Below are 18,257 nucleotides of genomic sequence, written 5' to 3' on the forward strand. Positions count from 1 at the left end.
TCACTCCTTGCTTGATATGCCAGAAAGGGTGGCAGGTACTTGGAAAACGTGTCGCATGTAGGCGACGAAATTCGGATCCTTGCAGTGGGTCTTGCCGGGCTCGTCTGAAATCTTGGCCACGGGTTGCCCGTCACAGCTGATCATTTTAAGCACAATACTCATGGGCTCGACGCCCGGGATGTCGCAGGTCAGGTTAGTGCCAATACCGAAGCTGACATTGATGCGACCACGCAACGCACGGAAAATCTCCAGGCATTTGGGCAAGGTCAGACTGTCGGAGAACACCAGGGTCTTGCTCATCGGGTCGATCCCCAGCTTGTGGTAGTGGGCGATGGCTTTCTCGGCCCAGGTCACCGGGTCACCCGAATCATGGCGCAGGCCGTCGAACAGCTTGGCGAAGAACAGATCGAAGTCCTTCAGGAAGGCGTCCATGGTGATGCAGTCGGTCAGCGCGATCCCCAGCAGGCCCCGGTACTCGCGCACCCAGCAATCGAGGGCGGCGATCTGGCTGTCGATCAGCCGCGGGCCCAGTTGCTGGTGGGCCATGATCCACTCATGGGCCATGGTGCCCAGGGGTTTCATGTCCAGTTCCCGGGACAAATGCACATTGCTGGTGCCGACGAAGCGCCCTGGGAAATCGTGCTTGAGCACGTTCACCACTTCTTCCTGGGTGCGGTAGGAGAACCGGCGGCGGGTACCGAAGTCCGCCACTTGCAGCTCGGACAATTCCTCGCTGCTGGCGTTGGCGCTCAGCCAGTCGAACTTGCGATACAACTGCTCCCGTGCCTGCTCCAGGATCACCTCGCGGTAGCGATAGCGATTGCGCACTTCGCTGACAATGGCCAGTAGCGGCACTTCGAACAGGATCACATGCAGCCACGGCCCGCGCAGGCGGATGAACAGCTCACCATTTTCGATGCCGGTGTACACGTAGCGCAGGTTGAAGCGAAACAGGCCCAGGAAGCGCAGGAAATCCGGCTTCAGGAAGCTGATGCGCTCCAGGAAACCCAACTGATCGGCGCTCAGGTTGAGCTCGGCCAGGCGTTCGATCTGGAAGCGGATCTCTGCCAGATAAGGGCGCAGGTCTTCGCTGTTGCGGCAACGAAACTCCCATTCGACTTCGACGTTGGGGTAGTTGTGCAGGACTGCCTGCATCATCGTCAACTTGTAGAAGTCGGTGTCGAGCAGGTTCTGCACGATGCGATCGGCAAACACACTCTCGCTCATGACGGGTATCTCCAGACAGTTCGCTGCAGCGGGCAGCGTCGGACAGCGGTTTGTGATGAAGGGGCTAGTGGCGCATAACCTTTGGGGTGATTGCCAGTGTTTTTTGGACACGGAGCTTTTGTGGCGAGGGGATAAATCCCCTCGCCACAGGGCTTTGTGTCGGTAGCTCTTACTGTGGTGCATCAGGATTAGCCATCTGCTCCAACATCCACTCCACAAAGTATCTGACCTTGGGCACCTCTGCCGAATGCTCAGGATAAGCCATGTAATAGGCGTTGGTGCTGGGCATGGCGTGCTGCCATGGAATGATCAGCTTGCCGTCTGCCAGTTCTTCCTCCACCAGAAAGCGCGGCAGCAGGGCGACGCCGCAACCGACCTGGGCGGCGCGGATGCACATGTAGAACGTTTCGAAGCGCGGCCCGTGGTAGCTGTGTTCGGTGTGAAAGCCTTGGTCGGCGAACCAGTCATGCCAGGCCTGGGGGCGTGATGCATTCTGCAACAGCACCAGGTCGGCCAGTTGCGTCGGGTCGGTAAAGGGGGTATCCGGCAGGCAGCCCGGCGCGCAGACCGGCACCAGTTCTTCGCCGAACAGTTCCAGGGATTCGGTGCCAGGTCGAGAACCCTGGCCGAAGTAAAACGCCATGTCGCTGCGCCCTTGCAGCAAATCGTCGGGCTCCTGCTCGCTGCACAGGTCCAAGTGGATCTTCGGATGCCGCAGGCGCCAGCCTTTGAGGCGCGGCACCAGCCAACGTGCACCGAAGGTCGGCGGCGTGGAGACTCGCAGGACTTCCGTGTCGCCACCGTAGGAGCGCAGGTAATGGGTGGACATTTCGACCTGGGTGAGAATTTTCCGCACTTCCCCCAGGTACAAGTCGCCGGCCGGCGTCAGTTGCAAGCGCCGACGCACGCGGCGGAACAGCAGGTGCTGCAAGAGCTCCTCGAGCTGCGCGACCTGCTTGCTGACGGCGCTTTGGGTCAGATGCAATTCTTCGGCGGCACGGGTGAAGCTCAGGTGACGGGTCACCGCTTCAAAACATTGCAGCGCCGTAATCGACGGTAAATAGCGTTTATTGAGCATCGGTGAGGCCTATTTGCGGTGGCTCGATGTATCCGTTCACGGGCAGCATGAATAAACGGAATGATATCTCGCTTAAAGGTCGTTTGTTGGCAAGACTCGGGCCAGCTACAACTACAGTCCTGATCAGCCGTGATCGTCCGGCTGCTGTTTTTTGTCTTTCGCTTGAGGAATTGACCATGGTTGCTGCATTGCTTGATCGCCTGGGGGTAGCCCCGGCCCTGTACCAGAACGGCACACAGCCGGTGCATTCGCCTATCGACGGCAGTCGTATCGGCGCGGTGAATTGGGAAGGCGCGGCCGAAGTCGAGCAGCAGGTCAGCCGTGCTCAACATGCTTTCGATCTGTGGCGCCAGGTCCCAGCCCCGCGTCGCGGCGAGCTGGTGCGCCAGTTTGGTGACCTGCTACGTGAATACAAGGCCGATCTCGGCGAGCTGGTGTCATGGGAAGCTGGCAAGATTACCCAGGAAGGCCTGGGTGAAGTGCAGGAGATGATCGACATCTGCGATTTCGCCGTCGGCCTGTCCCGTCAACTGTATGGCCTGACCATCGCCTCCGAGCGCCCGGGTCACCACATGCGTGAAACCTGGCATCCGCTGGGCGTGGTCGGGGTGATCAGTGCGTTCAACTTCCCTGTCGCGGTCTGGGCCTGGAACACCACGCTGGCTCTGGTGTGCGGCGATTCGGTGATCTGGAAACCTTCGGAAAAGACCCCGCTCACCGCCCTGGCGTGCCAGGCGCTGTTCGAGCGTGCATTGAAGAACTTCAGCGATGCGCCGGAATATCTGTGCCAAGTGATCATCGGCGGTCGCGATGCCGGTGAGGCGTTGGTAGATGACCCGCGCGTGGCATTGATCAGCGCCACCGGCAGCACCCGCATGGGTCGGGAAGTGGCGCCGAAAGTCGCCGCGCGCTTTGCCCGCAGCATCCTCGAACTGGGTGGCAACAACGCGATGATCCTGGCGCCGAGTGCCGACCTGGACATGGCCGTGCGCGCCATCCTGTTCAGTGCCGTCGGTACCGCCGGCCAGCGTTGCACTACCCTGCGCCGCCTGATCGCCCATGAGTCGGTGAAAGAAGAAATCGTCACCCGCCTCAAGGCCGCCTATTCGAAAGTGCGCATCGGCCATCCGCTGGAGGGCAACCTGGTCGGGCCGCTGATCGACAAGCACAGCTTCGACAACATGCAGGACGCCCTCGAGCAGGCCTTGAGCGAAGGTGGTCGCGTATTCGGCGGCCAGCGCCAGCTCGAAGACCAGTTCCCGAATGCCTATTACGTGTCGCCGGCCATCGTCGAGATGCCGGAGCAGAGCGACGTGGTCCGCCACGAAACCTTCGCCCCGATCCTGTATGTGATCGGCTACAAGGACTTCGCTGAGGCCCTGCACCTGAACAACGCCGTGCCCCAAGGCCTGTCGTCCTGCATCTTCACCACGGACGTGCGTGAAGCCGAGCAGTTCATGTCCGCGGTGGGCAGCGATTGTGGCATCGCCAACGTCAACATCGGCCCGAGCGGCGCGGAAATCGGCGGCGCCTTCGGCGGTGAGAAGGAAACCGGCGGCGGTCGCGAATCCGGCTCCGACTCGTGGCGCGCCTACATGCGTCGCCAGACCAACACCGTCAACTACTCGCTGGAGTTGCCGTTGGCCCAGGGGATTACGTTCGACTGAGGTTGAGTGAAGCGGATCTTCCTTTCATGAAGATCCCTGTGGGAGCGAGCCTGCTCGCGATGGCGGTCGATCAATCGACATCAGTGTTGAATGAGCGTCGCCATCGCGAGCAGGCTCGCTCCCACCCTTGAAAGGTGTGATGGTTGGGTTTCATTTCCGGAGTCTGGCAATGCCGTTACGCGAAGAATGTCTGTGGGAAAAACTGACGCCGCAAAGGCCTGAAAACACTGCGCTCACCGGTGAGGTCACGGTGGACGTCTGCGTGATTGGCGCAGGCTTTACCGGGTTGTCGGCGGCGGTGCATTTACTGGAACAAGGCAAGCGCGTCGCGGTGCTGGAGGCTCATCGGACCGGACACGGCGGTTCGGGGCGCAATGTCGGGCTGGTGAACGCGGGCCTGTGGATTCCGCCGGACGATATCGAGGCCGGCTTCGGCGAAGCCGTCGGCAGCCAGCTCAATCGCATGCTGGGCGCAGCTCCAGCGTTGGTGTTCAGCCTTGTCGACAAGTACAACATCGATTGCCAGTTGCGCCGCGAAGGCACGCTGCACATGGCCCATAACGCCCGGGGCGAGGCGGACCTGCGCAGTCGTGAAGAACAATGGAAACGCCGTGGCGCCCCGGTGGAGCTGCTTACCGGCCAAGCCTGCGTCGAAGCCACAGGCACGTCGAAAATCGCTGCGGCTTTGTTGGATCGACGCGCCGGTACGCTCAATCCTATGGCCTATGTCAGCGGATTGGCCAAGGCGGCGGCGGACCTGGGCGGACAACTGTTTGACCACTCCCCCGTGACCCGCCTGGAACGCCAGGGCCAGCGCTGGTCGGTACAGACGGCCCAGGGTTCGGTACTGGCCGAGCAGGTGGTGATCGCCTCCAATGCCTACACCGAAGGCGAATGGACCGAGCTGCGGCGCAATTTCTTCCCCGGCTATTACTACCAGGTGGCTTCCGTCCCGTTGACCGACGAGGCGGCACAACGCATCTTGCCTGGCGGCCAGGGGTCGTGGGACACCCGTCAGGTGTTGAGCAGCATTCGCCGCGACAAGGACGGTCGTTTGTTGCTGGGCAGCCTGGGCAATGGCAACCGCAAGCCCACCTGGTTCCTCAAGGCCTGGGCGGATCGGGTACAGCAGCACTACTTCCCGTATCTCAAGTCGGTGGAATGGGAGTCCACCTGGACCGGTTGCATCGCCTTCACCCCCGACCATCTGATGCGCCTGTTCGAGCCGGCGCCCGGATTGGTGGCGGTCACCGGCTACAACGGGCGGGGCGTGACCACCGGTACGGTGGTGGGCAAGGCCTTTGCCGATTACCTGTGCCATGGCGACGCGAAAGCGTTACCGATTCCCTTTGCGCCGATGCAACCCGTGACTGGGGCGGGGGTGCGCAGCTGCTTGTATGAGGCGGGCTTCTCGCTGTATCACGCGGGCCAGTGCCTGCGGATCGTCATTTGAGTGTGGAAAAATGTTGCCGGAACCGGCGTTTTCCGGCGAAGCGTCTAGCCTGTAATGGTGCGGGTTGTAGCAGTTGTGCACCGACAGTGTGCAGTTCGGTGACGCAGGTTGTTACAGGCTGGTTGCACGTACTTTCCTGCGATGGTTGCAATGATGGCTCAAAGAGGGTTGTGCTCGGCTAGGCAAAAGGTTGCACCTCGTGCGATTTAGACGGTTGCACGCCCTGTGAAAAAGGGCCCGAAACAGTCGAAATAACAATAAAGCAGCGACTTTTTTCAGAATAAAAAACCGATGGCACGGCCCTTGCTCTGAGCTTTTCAGTGAAGTCGCAGTGCCAACTAAAAAAAACCTTGGAGCACCACCTCATGTCCCAGACGTTTTACAAGAAAGGCTTTCTGGCCCTCGCCGTTACAGCAGCGATGGGTGTTTCCGCGTTTGCCCATGCAGACTTCAAGATCGGTGTAGCGGGTCCCATGACTGGTGCCAACGCAGCGTTTGGCGAGCAGTACATGAAAGGGGCACAGGCGGCGGCGGACGAAATCAACGCCAAGGGCGGCGTGAACGGCGAGAAGATCGTTCTGGTGAAAGGTGACGACGCCTGCGAGCCGAAGCAGGCCGTGGCCGTGGCCAACCGCTTCGTCGACCAGGACAAGGTGAACGCCGTGGTCGGTCACTTCTGCTCTTCGTCGACCATCCCGGCTTCCGAAGTCTATGGTGACGCCGACATCATGGCCATCACCCCAGGTTCCACCAACCCGGCCGTTACCGAGCGTGGCCTGAACGCGATGTTCCGTATGTGCGGTCGTGACGACCAGCAGGGCATTGTCGCCGGCGACTACATTGTCGACGTGCTCAAGGGCAAGAAAGTCGTGGTGCTGCACGACAAGGACACCTACGGCCAGGGCCTGGCGGATGCCACCAAGGCCCAGCTGACCAAGCGCGGCGTGACCCCGGTACTGTACGAAGGCCTGACCCGTGGTGAGAAAGACTTCAGCGCCGTGGTCACCAAGATCCGTGCCGCTGGTGCCGACGTGGTCTACTTCGGCGGCCTGCACCCGGAAGCCGGCCCGCTGGTTCGCCAACTGCGTGAGCAAGGCCTCAAGGACGTGAAATTCATGTCCGACGACGGCATCGTGACCGACGAACTGGTGACCACCGCCGGCGGCGCGCAATACGTCGATGGCGTGTACATGACCTTCGGTGCCGATCCACGCCTGCTGCCAGACAGCAAGTCCGTGGTCGACGCATTCCGTGCCAAGGGCACCGAGCCGGAAGGCTACACCCTGTATGCCTACGCTTCCGTCCAGACCCTGGCGGCCGCTTTCAACGGTGCCAAGTCGAGCAAGACCGACGCCGCGGCCGAGTGGCTCAAGACCAACCCGGTCCAGACCGTAATGGGCAAGAAGGAATGGGACAAGAAGGGCGACCTGAAGGTCTCCGACTACGTGGTCTACCAGTGGGACAAGGACGGCAAATACCATCAGTTGGAAAAACAGAAGTGATTTGAAGGGATAACGGCGTGTGGCGAGGGAGCGTGCTCCTTCGCCACGCAACCCGTGATCGCCCTTCCCGGGCTGGTATCAGCCAGGACCCACCTGTCTTTTCTCCCGAAAGCTGTGCGCCCACCGTGTAGCCTCGGCGGCTGAACCCCGGTCCGTCGCTGCGGTGCGCGTGCAGTCTTTCAAATGCGTGAGATTGCGTTATGGATGGTATTTTCCTGCAGCAACTGATCAATGGCCTGACCCTCGGGTCGGTCTATGGTCTGATCGCCATCGGCTACACAATGGTCTACGGCATCATCGGCATGATCAACTTCGCCCACGGCGAGGTTTACATGATTTCCGCGTACCTCGCGGCAATCAGTCTGGCTCTGCTGGCTTACTTCGGTATTGAATCCTTTCCGCTAATGATCCTCGGCACCCTTGTGTTCACGGTTGTGGTCACCGGGGTATACGGCTGGGTCATCGAACGCGTCGCCTACAAACCGCTGCGCAACTCCACCCGCCTGGCACCGCTGATCAGTGCCATCGGCATTTCGCTGATCCTGCAGAACTATGCACAGATCAGCCAGGGCGCTCGCCAACAGGGTGTGCCGACACTGCTTGAAGGCGCCATGCGCGTCGACATCGGCACCGGCTTCGTCCAGCTCACCTACACCAAGATCTTCATCCTGGTCGCCGCGTTCGCCGGGATGGCCTTGCTGACCTACATCATCAAGTACACCAAGCTGGGGCGCATGTGCCGTGCCACCCAGCAAGATCGCAAGATGGCCTCGATCCTGGGGATCAACACCGACCGGGTGATTTCCTACGTGTTCATCATCGGCGCGGCCATGGCGGCCCTGGCCGGTGTGCTGATCACCATGAATTACGGCACGTTCGACTTCTATGCCGGCTTCATCATCGGCATCAAGGCGTTCACCGCAGCGGTCCTCGGTGGCATCGGCTCCCTGCCTGGGGCGATGCTCGGCGGGATCATCCTCGGGATCTCCGAGTCGCTGTTCTCCGGACTGATCAACTCCGACTATAAAGACGTGTTCAGTTTCTCCCTGCTGGTGATGATCCTGATTTTCCGTCCCCAAGGCCTGTTGGGTCGCCCACTCGTGGCGAAGGTATAAGTATGTCTGCTGCCAATAAACCGATTGATATCAAACAGAGCGTCATTGACGCGATCCTGGCGGGCCTGATCTCGCTGATCGTATTCGGGCCGATTGTCGGCGTGGTGCTCGACGGCTACAGCTTCAACCTGCAACCGGCCCGCGTCGGCTGGCTGGTGGCGATCGTGATGATCGGGCGCTTTGCCTTGAGCCTGTTCCTGCAAACGTCCAAGGGCCTGAAGGTGCTCCAGGGCTTTGAAAACCCGGGTTCCGGCGTGCACGTCCTGCCACCGGACTACAAGTCGCGCCTGCGCTGGATCATCCCGGCGCTGATCGTGATTGCCATCGTGTTTCCGTTTTTCGCCAACAAATACGTGCTCACGGTAGTCATCCTCGGGCTGATCTACGTGCTGCTCGGCCTGGGCCTGAACATCGTGGTCGGCCTGGCGGGCCTGCTCGACCTGGGTTATGTGGCGTTCTACGCCATCGGTGCCTATGGCCTGGCGCTGGGCTATCAGTACCTGGGACTGGGTTTCTGGACCGTGCTGCCACTGGCGGCGCTTGCGGCAGCGCTGGCGGGATGCATATTGGGCTTCCCGGTGTTGCGAATGCACGGCGACTACCTGGCGATCGTGACCCTGGGCTTCGGTGAAATCATCCGACTGGTGCTCAATAACTGGTTGTCGTTCACCGGCGGGCCAAACGGCATGCCCGTGCCGTCGCCGACCTTCCTCGGTCTGGAGTTCGGTCGCAAGGCCAAGGATGGAGGGGTGCCATTCCACGAGTTCTTCGGCATCGACTACAACCCGAACCTGAAATTCCTGTTCATCTACATCGTGTTGTTCATCGTTGTGCTGCTGGTGCTCTACATCAAGCACAGGTTGACGCGCATGCCGGTCGGGCGCGCCTGGGAAGCCCTGCGTGAAGACGAGATCGCCTGCCGTTCCATGGGCCTGAATCACGTACTGGTCAAGCTTTCGGCGTTCACCCTCGGTGCATCCACCGCCGGCCTGGCCGGGGTGTTCTTCGCCAGCTACCAGGGGTTCGTCAACCCGTCGTCGTTCACATTCTTCGAGTCGGCGCTGATCCTGGCGATCGTGGTCCTGGGCGGCATGGGCTCGACAGTGGGCGTGGTGATCGCGGCATTCGTACTCACCATTACGCCAGAGCTGCTGCGCAGCTTCTCCGAATACCGCGTGCTGCTGTTCGGTGTGCTGATGGTGTTGATGATGATCTGGCGACCTCGCGGCCTGATCCGCATCAGCCGTACCGGTGTGAGGCCGCGTAAAGGTGTCATAGCGCATGACGGAGGGCAGCGCCATGAGTGAAGTCGTACTCCAGGTCGAAAACCTGATGATGCAATTCGGTGGCATCAAGGCCCTCAGCGATGTCAGCCTGCAGGTCAAGCGCAACTCGATCTTCGCCCTGATCGGCCCCAATGGCGCGGGCAAGACCACGGTGTTCAACTGCCTGACCGGTTTCTACAAAGCCTCCGGCGGCAAGATCGAACTCAACGTGCGCGGCGAGCGGACCAACGTCATCAAACTGTTGGGCGAAGCGTTTCGCCCCACCGACTTCGTCTCGCCGAAATCCTTCGCCAGCCGGCTGTACTACAAGATGTTCGGGGGGACCCACCTGGTGAACCGCGCCGGCCTGGCCCGTACCTTCCAGAACATTCGCCTGTTCCGGGAAATGTCGGTGCTGGAAAACCTCCTGGTGGCCCAGCACATGTGGGTCAACCGCAGTCTGGTGGCCGGCATCCTCAACACCAAGGGTTATCGCAAGGCCGAAAGCGACGCACTGGATCATGCCTTCTACTGGCTCGAAGTCGTGGACCTGGTGGACTGTGCCAACCGCCTGGCGGGTGAGCTTTCCTATGGTCAGCAGCGCCGCCTGGAAATTGCCCGGGCCATGTGCACCCGTCCGCAGGTCATCTGCCTCGACGAACCGGCCGCCGGCCTCAACCCTCAGGAAACCGAAGCGCTGAGCGCGATGATCCGACTGCTGCGCGACGAGCACGATCTGACCGTGGTGCTGATCGAACACGACATGGGCATGGTAATGAGCATTTCCGACCACATCGTGGTGCTGGACCACGGCAACGTGATCGCCGAGGGCGGCCCGGAGGCGATTCGCAACGATCCTAAGGTGATCGCGGCCTACCTGGGTGCCGATGAAGAGGAACTGGTATGAGTGAACCGATCCTCGAACTCAAGGAACTGGACGTGTTCTACGGGCCGATCCAGGCCCTGAAGAAAGTCTCGATGCACATTGGCAAAGGCGAGACGGTGAGCCTGATCGGCTCCAATGGCGCTGGCAAGTCCACGCTGCTGATGTCGATCTTCGGCCAGCCGCGCGCAGCCAGTGGTCAGATCATCTACCAGGGTGTGGACATCACCCATAAGTCGTCCCACTACATCGCGTCCAACGGCATCGCCCAGTCGCCGGAAGGCCGGCGGGTGTTCCCCGACATGACCGTCGAGGAGAACCTGCTGATGGGCACCATCCCCATCGGCGACAAGTACGCCAGCGAAGACATGCAGCGCATGTTCGAACTGTTCCCGCGGCTCAAGGAGCGGCGCAACCAGCGGGCCATGACCATGTCGGGTGGCGAGCAGCAAATGCTCGCCATTGCCCGGGCGTTGATGAGCCGGCCGAAGTTGTTGCTGCTCGATGAGCCGAGCCTGGGGCTGGCGCCAATCGTGGTGAAACAGATCTTCGCCACCCTGAGGGAACTGGCGTCCACCGGGATGACCATCTTCCTGGTGGAGCAGAACGCCAACCACGCCCTCAGGTTGTCGGACCGGGCCTATGTGATGGTCAACGGCGAAATCCGCCTGACCGGCACCGGCAAGGAGCTGCTCGCCAACGAAGAGGTGCGCAACGCGTACCTGGGCGGGCACTGACGCCGATATGGCAATAAAGAAACCGGCGAGTGATCGCCGGTTTTTTTATCTCTCCTGAACATCACCAACCCCTGTGGGAGCGAGCCTGCTCGCGATAGCGATGGAACAGTCGGCATCTCTGTGCCTGATCCACCGCTATCGCGAGCAGGGGAAATTCATGTGGCCGAAGAATTGTGGACAACAATCCTTAACCCTTAGCAAACCGCGACATAAAGTCGCCGCAAACAGTTGTTTTGTCACGGTTTTGACTTGTCCCCGTTTGCTGTGGAACCGGCTGTGGGTAACGTGGGAGTAGCTGGCTGGACGCCTTTAAATACGTGGCTTGCAGGCCGGCGATCGTTTTTTGATCAGGCATTTTCAGGCGAGCATGAGTCTAGGTTGTCAACACTTTTTTAAGCGCGGGATAGGCCGGAAAATCTGTGGGCAATCCTGTGGATAAGTCTGTGACTAAACTCTGGAAAGACCGCTCTGAGGGCCGTGGTTACTGGCTTCGAGCCATCGCCCCTATGGATCGTGGCTCATAGCAGAGAATCCGATCTGCACAAGCTCACATGCAGGGTCAAGGGAAAAAATTTTCCAGATGCCTCGCAAAGCCTTATGCACAGCGGGCTGGAGCGTTTTCACTTGCCCCCGATTACTGTGGACGTGCCTGTGGATAAGGTGCGGGCAACAGGCTGCACCCCCTATCCTGCAAGGGTTGGCGCGGTTTGATCATTTTATGATCAGTCCGACCCGAATCAACATCCACGGTGGGCAGTTGCCGCTCGCGGTCGGGCCGGGCATGCTGTGGGCCGATCCCATTCAATGGCTGCCTCAAGCCCATTCAAGGAGAACATGATGTCCAACACCCTGTTTATCACCGGGGCGACGTCCGGATTTGGCGAAGCCTGTGCCCGTCGTTTTGCCGAGGCCGGTTGGAAACTGGTGCTGACCGGGCGCCGTGAAGAGCGCCTCAGTGCACTGTGTGCCGAGCTGTCGAAACAAACCGAAGTCCATGGCCTGGTATTGGATGTGCGCGACCGCACGGCCATGGAGGAGGCAATCGCCAATCTGCCGCCGTCCTTCGCTACATTGCGTGGCTTGATCAACAACGCTGGACTCGCCCTGGGGGTCGATCCGGCGCCCAAGTGCGACCTCGACGATTGGGACACGATGGTCGACACCAACGTCAAAGGGCTGCTCTACAGCACGCGCCTGCTGCTGCCGCGCCTGATTGCCCATGGCCGCGGTGCAGGGATCATCAACCTGGGCTCCATCGCCGGCAACTACCCCTACCCGGGTAGCCACGTGTATGGCGCGACCAAGGCGTTCGTCAAACAGTTCTCGCTGAACCTGCGTTGTGACTTGCAGGGTACGGGTGTGCGGGTCAGCAACATCGAGCCAGGGCTGTGTGAGAGCGAGTTCTCACTGGTGCGCTTCGGCGGTGACCAGGAACGCTACAACGCGACCTATGCCGGGGCCGAGCCGATCCAGCCGCAGGACATTGCCGAAACCATTTATTGGGTGCTCAACACGCCAGCCCACATCAACATCAACAGCCTGGAACTGATGCCGGTAAGCCAGACCTGGGCCGGATTTGCCATTGAGCGTAACAAGACCTGACGGCAATCCCCTGTGGCGAGGGGATTTATCCCCGTTGGGCTGCGAAGCAGCCCTAAAATCAGCCGACTCGGTGTCAGGTAGATTGAGGTGAGTGCTTTGGGGCTGCTTCGCAACCCAGCGGGGATAAATCCCCTCGCCACAAACAGCCTCAGCCCAGGTAATCGGCCAATCCGCGATAGCAGGTCATCAGGTGATAGGGGGTGGTGGAGGGCATGTCCCGACGGCTGACGACGCCGTCGGCATCAAGGCATTCGTTCCACCCCTTGGCATGCAGGAAATGCTGTTGCAGAGCCTGTAGCTGACGCAGCAACACGTCCTGGCTTCCCGGGCGCAGGGTGAGGGCGCGCAGGTATTCGGCCTGGGCCCAGATGCGCTGGGTGGCGTCGCGCGCGATAGCGTCCGGCGCCGGGCCCAGCATGGCGCATACCGCGCCGGACTGCAGGTTCACGCCTTGTTGCTCGGTATAGCCGAAGCTTTGTTCCAGGGCCGCATGCAACTTGCCGCCCTGCAGCAGGGGAGACGAGGCCAGCAGGAAATACCACTCGAACTGGTGTCCCGGCTCAAACCAGTTATCCACAGCCTTGAGCGGTTTCTCCATCATCACGCCCAGCTTCGGTTCAATGAAACGCTTGAACATTCCATCACACAGGCTCAGCAATGCCTGGCGAGTGCTGGCGTCTTCGCGAACCGAGAGGGTGGCGAGGAAGGCTTCGGCCAGGTGCATCAGGGGGTTCTGCAACGGGCCGGATCCGAGCGTTGACCAATCGCGCTTGAGACCGGCCTCGTAGAGACCGTCGCCAGTGGCAAAGCGCCGGGCAATGACTTCCAGGGCAGCGTTGAGCACCGATTCCACCAGCGGCTCGCGAACTTTGCCCCAGTAGTGGGCGCAGGCAAACAGGATGAAGGCGTGGGTGTAGAGGTCTTTGCCAGTGTCCAGCGGGGTGCCTTGCGGGTCGATGCTGTAGAACCAGCCGCCGTGTTCGGCATCGTGGAAGTGCCGCTGCAGCGAGCGGAACAGCGCCGCGGCCCGTTCTTCGGCCCCTGTCACTTCGCCGATCAGACTGGCGAACACATACAACTGTCTGGCGCAGGCCATCGCGCGGTAACGCTGGGGCGGCAACGGCGTGTGGGTGGCATCCAGGGATTCGTAGGGCAGTGCCAATTCGGCATTCCAGCCCGGGCCCTGCCACATGGGCACGATCACCTCGTGAAAATGCTGGCGCACTGTTGCGAACAGGGCGATCAATTCAGGCGAAGGAGCGGGGCGGGAAGCATCGGGCATGGGCGGACGTCGTCACGGCAGGGGCGATTGCGCGACATGGTAGCAGAGTGACCGACTTCAGATAGGTAGCGCTTGCAAGTCTGCCATCGCGAGCAGGCTCGCTCCCACAGTTGTTGGGCGTACGCCGTTCATGTGGGAGCGAGCCTGCTCGCGATGAGGCCCGTACGGGCACTAATAAATCAACCCGCCAACAACCAGACCCCAACCCCCGCCGAAGCCGCCCCCGCCAGCCGCACCAAAGGCGCTGCGGCTCGCGGCAACGCGCGAACCAGGGCGAAACCTGCGCCATGCAGCGCCGCTGTCGCTGCGACGAACCCGGCCGCATAGGCCCATGGGCTCGACATGTCCGGCAGTTCCAACCCATGGGCCACGCCATGGAACAGCGCAAACAATGCCGTCGCGACAACCGCCAGGCTCAATGGCGGACGCACGGCCAGCGCCACCGCCAGGCCCAGGGCCAGCACCGAGGCGGCAATCCCGCTTTCCAGTGCCGGCAACTGCAGGCCTTCGAAACCGAACAAGCCACCGATCAGCATGGTGCCGATGAACGTGCAGGGCAGCGCCCAACGTGCGGTGCCTTGTTGTTGTGCCGCCCACAAGCCGACTGCGAGCATGGCGAGCAAATGATCCAGGCCGCCGACAGGGTGCCCGAGGCCGGCGATCAGGCCATTGTCGCCATGGCCGGGGTGGGCGAAGGCCAGGGTCGGGGCCAGCAGCAGGGCGAGGGCGCCGAGAATGCGTTTGAGTGTCATGAAAAGGCTTCCTTGTTGAGAGTTCGAAAAATCAGGCCGCAGTCAGCAGGCCCTGGCGCTCGATGAACGCGATGATTTCGTCCAGGCCCTGGCCGGTTTTCTGATTGCTGAACACGAATGGCTTGCCGTTGCGCATCCGCCGGGTGTCGCTGTCCATCATCTCCAGGGAGGCGCCTACCAGTGGTGCCAGGTCGATTTTATTGATCACCAGCAAGTCGGACTTGCAGATGCCCGGCCCGCCCTTGCGGGGCAACTTGTCCCCGGCCGATACATCGATCACGTAAAGGGTCAGGTCCGACAGTTCCGGACTGAAGGTCGCCGAGAGGTTGTCGCCGCCGGACTCCACCAGGATCAGATCCAGCCCCGGGAAGCGCCGGTTCAACTGGTCTACCGCTTCGAGGTTGATCGAGGCGTCTTCGCGAATGGCTGTGTGCGGGCAACCACCGGTTTCGACACCAATGATCCGCTCCGGCGCCAGGGCTTCGTTGCGGACCAGGAAGTCGGCGTCTTCGCGGGTGTAGATATCGTTGGTGACCACCGCCAGGTTGTAGCGCTCGCGCAGGGCCAGGCACAGGGCCAGGGTCAGGGCGGTCTTGCCGGAGCCCACCGGGCCGCCGATGCCGACGCGCAGGGGTTGTGTGTTCATGTTGGTCTCCTAGGAACGGAACAGACGGCTGTACTGGCGCTCATGGGCCATACACGCCAGGGACAGGCCAAACGCGGCGCTGCCGTAATGCTCGGGGTTGATGTTCGAGGCGTTGTGCTGGGCCTGTTGCAGCAGCGGCAGCAGTTCGCTGGTCAGGCGCTGGGCGGCTTGCTGGCCGAGGGGAAGGGTTTTCATCAGCACCGCCAGTTGGTTTTCCAGCCAGCTCCACAGCCAGGCGGCGAGCGCGTCCTGGGGCGCGATGTCCCAGGCGCGGGCGGCCAGGGCCCAGCCCAGGGCCAGGTGGGGTTCGCTACGTTGCTCGAGAAATTGTCGGGCGGCACCGTCGAGTTCCGGCAGGCCGCCGAGCAGTTGCTGCAACGAATAGCCCATCTGCCGGCTCTCCTGATACAGCTCGCGGGTTTCCCGGCTGGCGCGGTGTGCTTCGTAGTGTTGCTCCAGGGTGGCCCAATCGTCAGCCGCGGCGGCGGTGCAATGGGCGAGCAGCAGGGGCGCTTCGAAGCGTGCCAGGTTCAGCAGCAATTGATCGCCGATCCATCGGCGTGCGTCGTCGGCGGTCTTGACCTGGCCGTTATCCACCGCCATCTCCAGCCCTTGGGAATAGCTGTAGCCGCCGATGGGCAACTGCGGGCTGGCCAGACGCAACAGCGCCCAGGCCGGGTTCATGTGCGCACGCCGAACTGGTGCAGGCGCGGTGCGTAGTTGAAGTCTTCGTCGCCGTGCCGTGAATGGTGATGGCCGCCGCCATAGGCGCCGTGTTCCGGTTGGAAGGGGGCTTCGATGGGGGTGACGCTGGCGCCCAATTGTTCGAGCATCGCCTTGAGCACGTAATCGTCCAGCAGGCGCAACCAGCCATCGCCCACTTGCAGGGCCACATGGCGATTGCCCAGGTGATAGGCCGCACGCGTCAGCTCGAAGCCATTGGCGCAGGTGACATGCAGCAGTTGTTCGGGGCGGGCGCAGACGCGCACGATACGTCCGTCTTCGGCCTGGAGGTATTCGCCGTCGTAAAGCGGCGGCTGGCCCCGCTCCAAAAACAATCCCACATCTTCGCCCTCGGCACTGAAACAGCGCAGGCGACTTTTGCTGCGGGCATCAAAAGTCAGATGAAGCTCCGCATCCCAGCGGGGTTGAGTGTCGATTCTGCGGTGAATCACCAGCATCGGAGTGCTTCCAGCAATGAACGGTGCTGTGTTTAGAGCAAGGGGCTTGCCAATCGAAGATGGTGTAGGAAATGGGCGTGGGATGCTTGGCGCAGCCTTTCAGGTCGCTCCGAACCAGTGCGCGCGACGAGAGGTGCGCACTGTTTTGTAGCGTTCGGCGGACCTGTGGGAGCGAGCCTGCTCGCGATGGCGGCGCATCAGACGCATGGAAGTCGACTGATCCACCGCCATCGCGAGCAGGGGGATTACTCTGTGCTGCCCAACCCTTGCCAATGCTTGAGGCCGATAAAGATAAACCGCAGTTGCTGGGTGATCTTCGCCTGAGGCGTGAGGTGGTCGGGGGGCGCTTCGGCGGGAGGGTCGATGATGTCGGGCAGGGTGGCGAACACGCTCTTGACGATGAGATCGGCCATTACGCTCAGCCCGGCCAGATCCAGATGCTGCAGTTTCGGCATCAACGCGAGGTCGGCGGCCAGGTCAGAGCTGATGGCTTCGCGCAGTTGTGCGACGGCCTGGCGTACTGGAAGGGAGCCGCCGTACTGTTCGCGGGCTAGAAACAGAAACTGCGATCGGTTGGCTTGCACCACGTCGAGGAAAATTCGCACCGACGCGTCGATGATGCCGCCCATGACGAATTCATTGTGACGCACCAGCCGGATGGTTTCGCGGAAGGTCTGGCCCACTTCGCTGACCAGCGCCAGGCCCAGTTGGTCCATATCGTCGAAATGTCGATAGAAACCGGTGGGTACAATGCCCGCTGTCTTGGCCACTTCGCGCAGGCTCAGGCTGCCGAACCCCCGGCCGGACTCCATCAAATGACGGGCCGCATCCATCAGGGCAATTCGGGTTTGTTGTTTCTGTTCGGCGCGGGGCAGCATCGCAGGACTGACTTCCGAGTCATGGGAGCGACGCACTTTAGCAAATCGGCTTTGCCGACGTCGAACGGTAGAGGGGGATTACGCGGGGACGCGGGGTGCATGAAAAGCAAAAGCCCGATTGCAGGAATCGGGCTTTTTTCCGGGCCACCATGGGCTCAGCTCACTTTGCTGTTGCGTTCGAGGGCTCGCTCACTGCCGTCTTCAACCAGGCCTTTTTCTTCCAGACGCTGGCGACCGCCTTCAGCGAGTTGGCCCTGAGGGGTGTTGTTGTAGCCATCTTCAGCGAGTTGGCCCTGAGGGGTGTTGTTGTAGCCATCTTCAGCGAGTTGGCCCTGAGGGGTGTTGTTGTAGCCATCTTCGGCGAGTTGGCCCTGAGGGGTGTTGTTGTAGCCATCTTCGGCGAGTTGGCCCTGAGGGGTGTTGTTGTAGCCATCTTCAGCGAGCTGGCCCTGAGGGGTGTTGTTGTAGCCATCTTCGGCGAGCTGGCCCTGAGGGGTGTTGTTGTAGCCGTCTTCAGCGAGTTGGCCTTGGCGGGTTTGGTTATAACCGTCTTCGGCAACAGTCTGGCTATACACGGAGTGGCTGTCCTTGACCTGTGGTGTAGCCTGTTCGGAAGCTGGCAGGGCGAAAGCGGTGGAGGCCAGCAGTGAAAGGGAAAGACTCATCAGTAATTGGCGTTTCATGATCGTTGCTCCTCGGGAGGGCTAAAAAGTGGGTACGAGGGCAATGCTACTCTCGATAAGTCGATATAAAAGTTCCTAAACGCAATGGTAATAATCAACGGAATTGATTGTTCTATGGGAAGGCTCTAGAACGGGCGTTTCCGAGGGGCGGTTTTGCACCATGGTGGGTATTTCGTACCCATCGGCGCCACGCAAATGTGCGGGGGCGGTAACAACTTGCTGGCGGATCGGTCAGGTTTTTCGCCCTGTAGGGTAAACCTGTTGCTCGTTTCACCAGTCTCACTCATATAACGAACCGACTACAGG

Annotated in this window: 17 protein-coding genes; 8 read left to right on the forward strand and 9 right to left on the reverse strand. The window is 61.0% G+C overall.

Translation table 11 applies throughout. The features are described from left to right. Window positions 1-1,227 carry a nicotinate phosphoribosyltransferase gene (pncB, locus tag PCOSP_RS02790; RefSeq protein ID WP_139646732.1) on the reverse strand — a complete coding sequence of 409 codons (1,227 nt, stop codon included), beginning with the start codon at window positions 1,225-1,227 and terminating at the stop codon, window positions 1-3. A 169-nt stretch (window positions 1,228-1,396) separates the two neighbouring features. After that, window positions 1,397-2,305, reverse strand: a complete 909-nt coding sequence (locus tag PCOSP_RS02795) for a LysR family transcriptional regulator (protein ID WP_055129145.1) — start codon at window positions 2,303-2,305, stop codon at window positions 1,397-1,399. 176 nt (window positions 2,306-2,481) lie between these two features. Here PCOSP_RS02795 and amaB point away from each other — a divergent pair, with 176 nt between their 5' ends. From amaB to PCOSP_RS02835, 8 genes are all read left to right on the forward strand, one after another. After that, window positions 2,482-3,972 carry an L-piperidine-6-carboxylate dehydrogenase gene (gene amaB / locus PCOSP_RS02800; RefSeq protein ID WP_055129146.1) on the forward strand — a complete coding sequence of 497 codons (1,491 nt, stop codon included), beginning with the start codon at window positions 2,482-2,484 and terminating at the stop codon, window positions 3,970-3,972. Between the two features lie 169 nt (window positions 3,973-4,141). Further along, window positions 4,142-5,425 (forward strand): L-pipecolate oxidase, encoded by a 1,284-nt coding sequence (gene amaA, locus PCOSP_RS02805; protein WP_139646730.1) that lies wholly within the window; start codon window positions 4,142-4,144, stop codon window positions 5,423-5,425. A gap of 365 nt (window positions 5,426-5,790) precedes the next feature. Beyond that, the gene (locus PCOSP_RS02810; protein ID WP_139646728.1) at window positions 5,791-6,927 is read left to right on the forward strand and encodes a branched-chain amino acid ABC transporter substrate-binding protein; all 1,137 of its coding nucleotides are present in this window, start codon (window positions 5,791-5,793) and stop codon (window positions 6,925-6,927) included. A 200-nt stretch (window positions 6,928-7,127) separates the two neighbouring features. Continuing rightward, entirely contained in the window at window positions 7,128-8,042 is a 915-nt protein-coding gene (locus tag PCOSP_RS02815; protein ID WP_024779191.1) for an ABC transporter permease subunit, read from the forward strand. A 2-nt stretch (window positions 8,043-8,044) separates the two neighbouring features. Next, window positions 8,045-9,349: a high-affinity branched-chain amino acid ABC transporter permease LivM gene (gene livM, locus PCOSP_RS02820; RefSeq protein WP_175385558.1), complete on the forward strand. Its 1,305-nt coding sequence runs from the start codon at window positions 8,045-8,047 to the stop codon at window positions 9,347-9,349. After that, window positions 9,342-10,214, forward strand: a complete 873-nt coding sequence (locus PCOSP_RS02825; RefSeq protein ID WP_041023534.1) for an ABC transporter ATP-binding protein — start codon at window positions 9,342-9,344, stop codon at window positions 10,212-10,214. The genes livM and PCOSP_RS02825 overlap by 8 nt, the downstream gene beginning before the upstream one ends. After that, the gene (locus tag PCOSP_RS02830; RefSeq protein WP_139646723.1) at window positions 10,211-10,927 is read left to right on the forward strand and encodes an ABC transporter ATP-binding protein; all 717 of its coding nucleotides are present in this window, start codon (window positions 10,211-10,213) and stop codon (window positions 10,925-10,927) included. Before PCOSP_RS02825 ends, PCOSP_RS02830 begins: the two co-directional genes overlap by 4 nt. 837 nt (window positions 10,928-11,764) lie before the next feature. Continuing rightward, complete coding sequence (locus PCOSP_RS02835; protein ID WP_464710265.1) at window positions 11,765-12,529, forward strand: SDR family oxidoreductase; 765 nt, start codon at window positions 11,765-11,767, stop codon at window positions 12,527-12,529. Window positions 12,530-12,677: 148 nt separating this feature from the next. On the opposite strand, the gene PCOSP_RS02840 is transcribed toward PCOSP_RS02835, so the two are convergent. The 7 genes from PCOSP_RS02840 to PCOSP_RS02870 form a co-directional block, all read right to left on the reverse strand. Then, entirely contained in the window at window positions 12,678-13,811 is a 1,134-nt protein-coding gene (locus PCOSP_RS02840; protein ID WP_139646720.1) for an AGE family epimerase/isomerase, read from the reverse strand. Window positions 13,812-13,990: 179 nt separating this feature from the next. After that, window positions 13,991-14,563 carry a HupE/UreJ family protein gene (locus tag PCOSP_RS02845; protein ID WP_139646718.1) on the reverse strand — a complete coding sequence of 191 codons (573 nt, stop codon included), beginning with the start codon at window positions 14,561-14,563 and terminating at the stop codon, window positions 13,991-13,993. A 31-nt stretch (window positions 14,564-14,594) separates the two neighbouring features. After that, entirely contained in the window at window positions 14,595-15,209 is a 615-nt protein-coding gene (gene ureG / locus PCOSP_RS02850; RefSeq protein ID WP_041020088.1) for an urease accessory protein UreG, read from the reverse strand. A gap of 9 nt (window positions 15,210-15,218) precedes the next feature. After that, window positions 15,219-15,893: an urease accessory protein UreF gene (locus PCOSP_RS02855; RefSeq protein ID WP_464710266.1), complete on the reverse strand. Its 675-nt coding sequence runs from the start codon at window positions 15,891-15,893 to the stop codon at window positions 15,219-15,221. Further along, window positions 15,890-16,390 (reverse strand): urease accessory protein UreE, encoded by a 501-nt coding sequence (gene ureE / locus PCOSP_RS02860; RefSeq protein ID WP_139646715.1) that lies wholly within the window; start codon window positions 16,388-16,390, stop codon window positions 15,890-15,892. The genes PCOSP_RS02855 and ureE overlap by 4 nt, the downstream gene beginning before the upstream one ends. A gap of 245 nt (window positions 16,391-16,635) precedes the next feature. Further along, window positions 16,636-17,268, reverse strand: coding sequence for a TetR family transcriptional regulator (locus PCOSP_RS02865; protein ID WP_139646922.1), 633 nt, complete (start codon window positions 17,266-17,268; stop codon window positions 16,636-16,638). A 155-nt stretch (window positions 17,269-17,423) separates the two neighbouring features. Further along, the gene (locus PCOSP_RS02870) at window positions 17,424-17,951 is read right to left on the reverse strand and encodes a hypothetical protein (protein ID WP_139646713.1); all 528 of its coding nucleotides are present in this window, start codon (window positions 17,949-17,951) and stop codon (window positions 17,424-17,426) included. Window positions 17,952-18,257: the final 306 nt, after the last annotated feature.

It is taken from the genome of Pseudomonas sp. MAFF 730105 (assembly GCF_055380705.1).

Excerpts from the sequence above, each read along its gene's own strand:
- pncB (WP_139646732.1), bottom strand. The coding sequence starts at position 1,227 with ATGAGCGAGAGTGTGTTTGCCGATCGCATCGTGCAGAACCTGCTCGAC.
- PCOSP_RS02795 (WP_055129145.1), bottom strand. The coding sequence starts at position 2,305 with ATGCTCAATAAACGCTATTTACCGTCGATTACGGCGCTGCAATGTTTT.
- amaB (WP_055129146.1), top strand. The coding sequence starts at position 2,482 with ATGGTTGCTGCATTGCTTGATCGCCTGGGGGTAGCCCCGGCCCTGTAC.
- amaA (WP_139646730.1), top strand. The coding sequence starts at position 4,142 with ATGCCGTTACGCGAAGAATGTCTGTGGGAAAAACTGACGCCGCAAAGG.
- PCOSP_RS02810 (WP_139646728.1), top strand. The coding sequence starts at position 5,791 with ATGTCCCAGACGTTTTACAAGAAAGGCTTTCTGGCCCTCGCCGTTACA.
- PCOSP_RS02815 (WP_024779191.1), top strand. The coding sequence starts at position 7,128 with ATGGATGGTATTTTCCTGCAGCAACTGATCAATGGCCTGACCCTCGGG.
- livM (WP_175385558.1), top strand. The coding sequence starts at position 8,045 with ATGTCTGCTGCCAATAAACCGATTGATATCAAACAGAGCGTCATTGAC.
- PCOSP_RS02825 (WP_041023534.1), top strand. The coding sequence starts at position 9,342 with ATGAGTGAAGTCGTACTCCAGGTCGAAAACCTGATGATGCAATTCGGT.
- PCOSP_RS02830 (WP_139646723.1), top strand. The coding sequence starts at position 10,211 with ATGAGTGAACCGATCCTCGAACTCAAGGAACTGGACGTGTTCTACGGG.
- PCOSP_RS02835 (WP_464710265.1), top strand. The coding sequence starts at position 11,765 with ATGTCCAACACCCTGTTTATCACCGGGGCGACGTCCGGATTTGGCGAA.
- PCOSP_RS02840 (WP_139646720.1), bottom strand. The coding sequence starts at position 13,811 with ATGCCCGATGCTTCCCGCCCCGCTCCTTCGCCTGAATTGATCGCCCTG.
- PCOSP_RS02845 (WP_139646718.1), bottom strand. The coding sequence starts at position 14,563 with ATGACACTCAAACGCATTCTCGGCGCCCTCGCCCTGCTGCTGGCCCCG.
- ureG (WP_041020088.1), bottom strand. The coding sequence starts at position 15,209 with ATGAACACACAACCCCTGCGCGTCGGCATCGGCGGCCCGGTGGGCTCC.
- PCOSP_RS02855 (WP_464710266.1), bottom strand. The coding sequence starts at position 15,893 with ATGAACCCGGCCTGGGCGCTGTTGCGTCTGGCCAGCCCGCAGTTGCCC.
- ureE (WP_139646715.1), bottom strand. The coding sequence starts at position 16,390 with ATGCTGGTGATTCACCGCAGAATCGACACTCAACCCCGCTGGGATGCG.
- PCOSP_RS02865 (WP_139646922.1), bottom strand. The coding sequence starts at position 17,268 with ATGCTGCCCCGCGCCGAACAGAAACAACAAACCCGAATTGCCCTGATG.
- PCOSP_RS02870 (WP_139646713.1), bottom strand. The coding sequence starts at position 17,951 with ATGAAACGCCAATTACTGATGAGTCTTTCCCTTTCACTGCTGGCCTCC.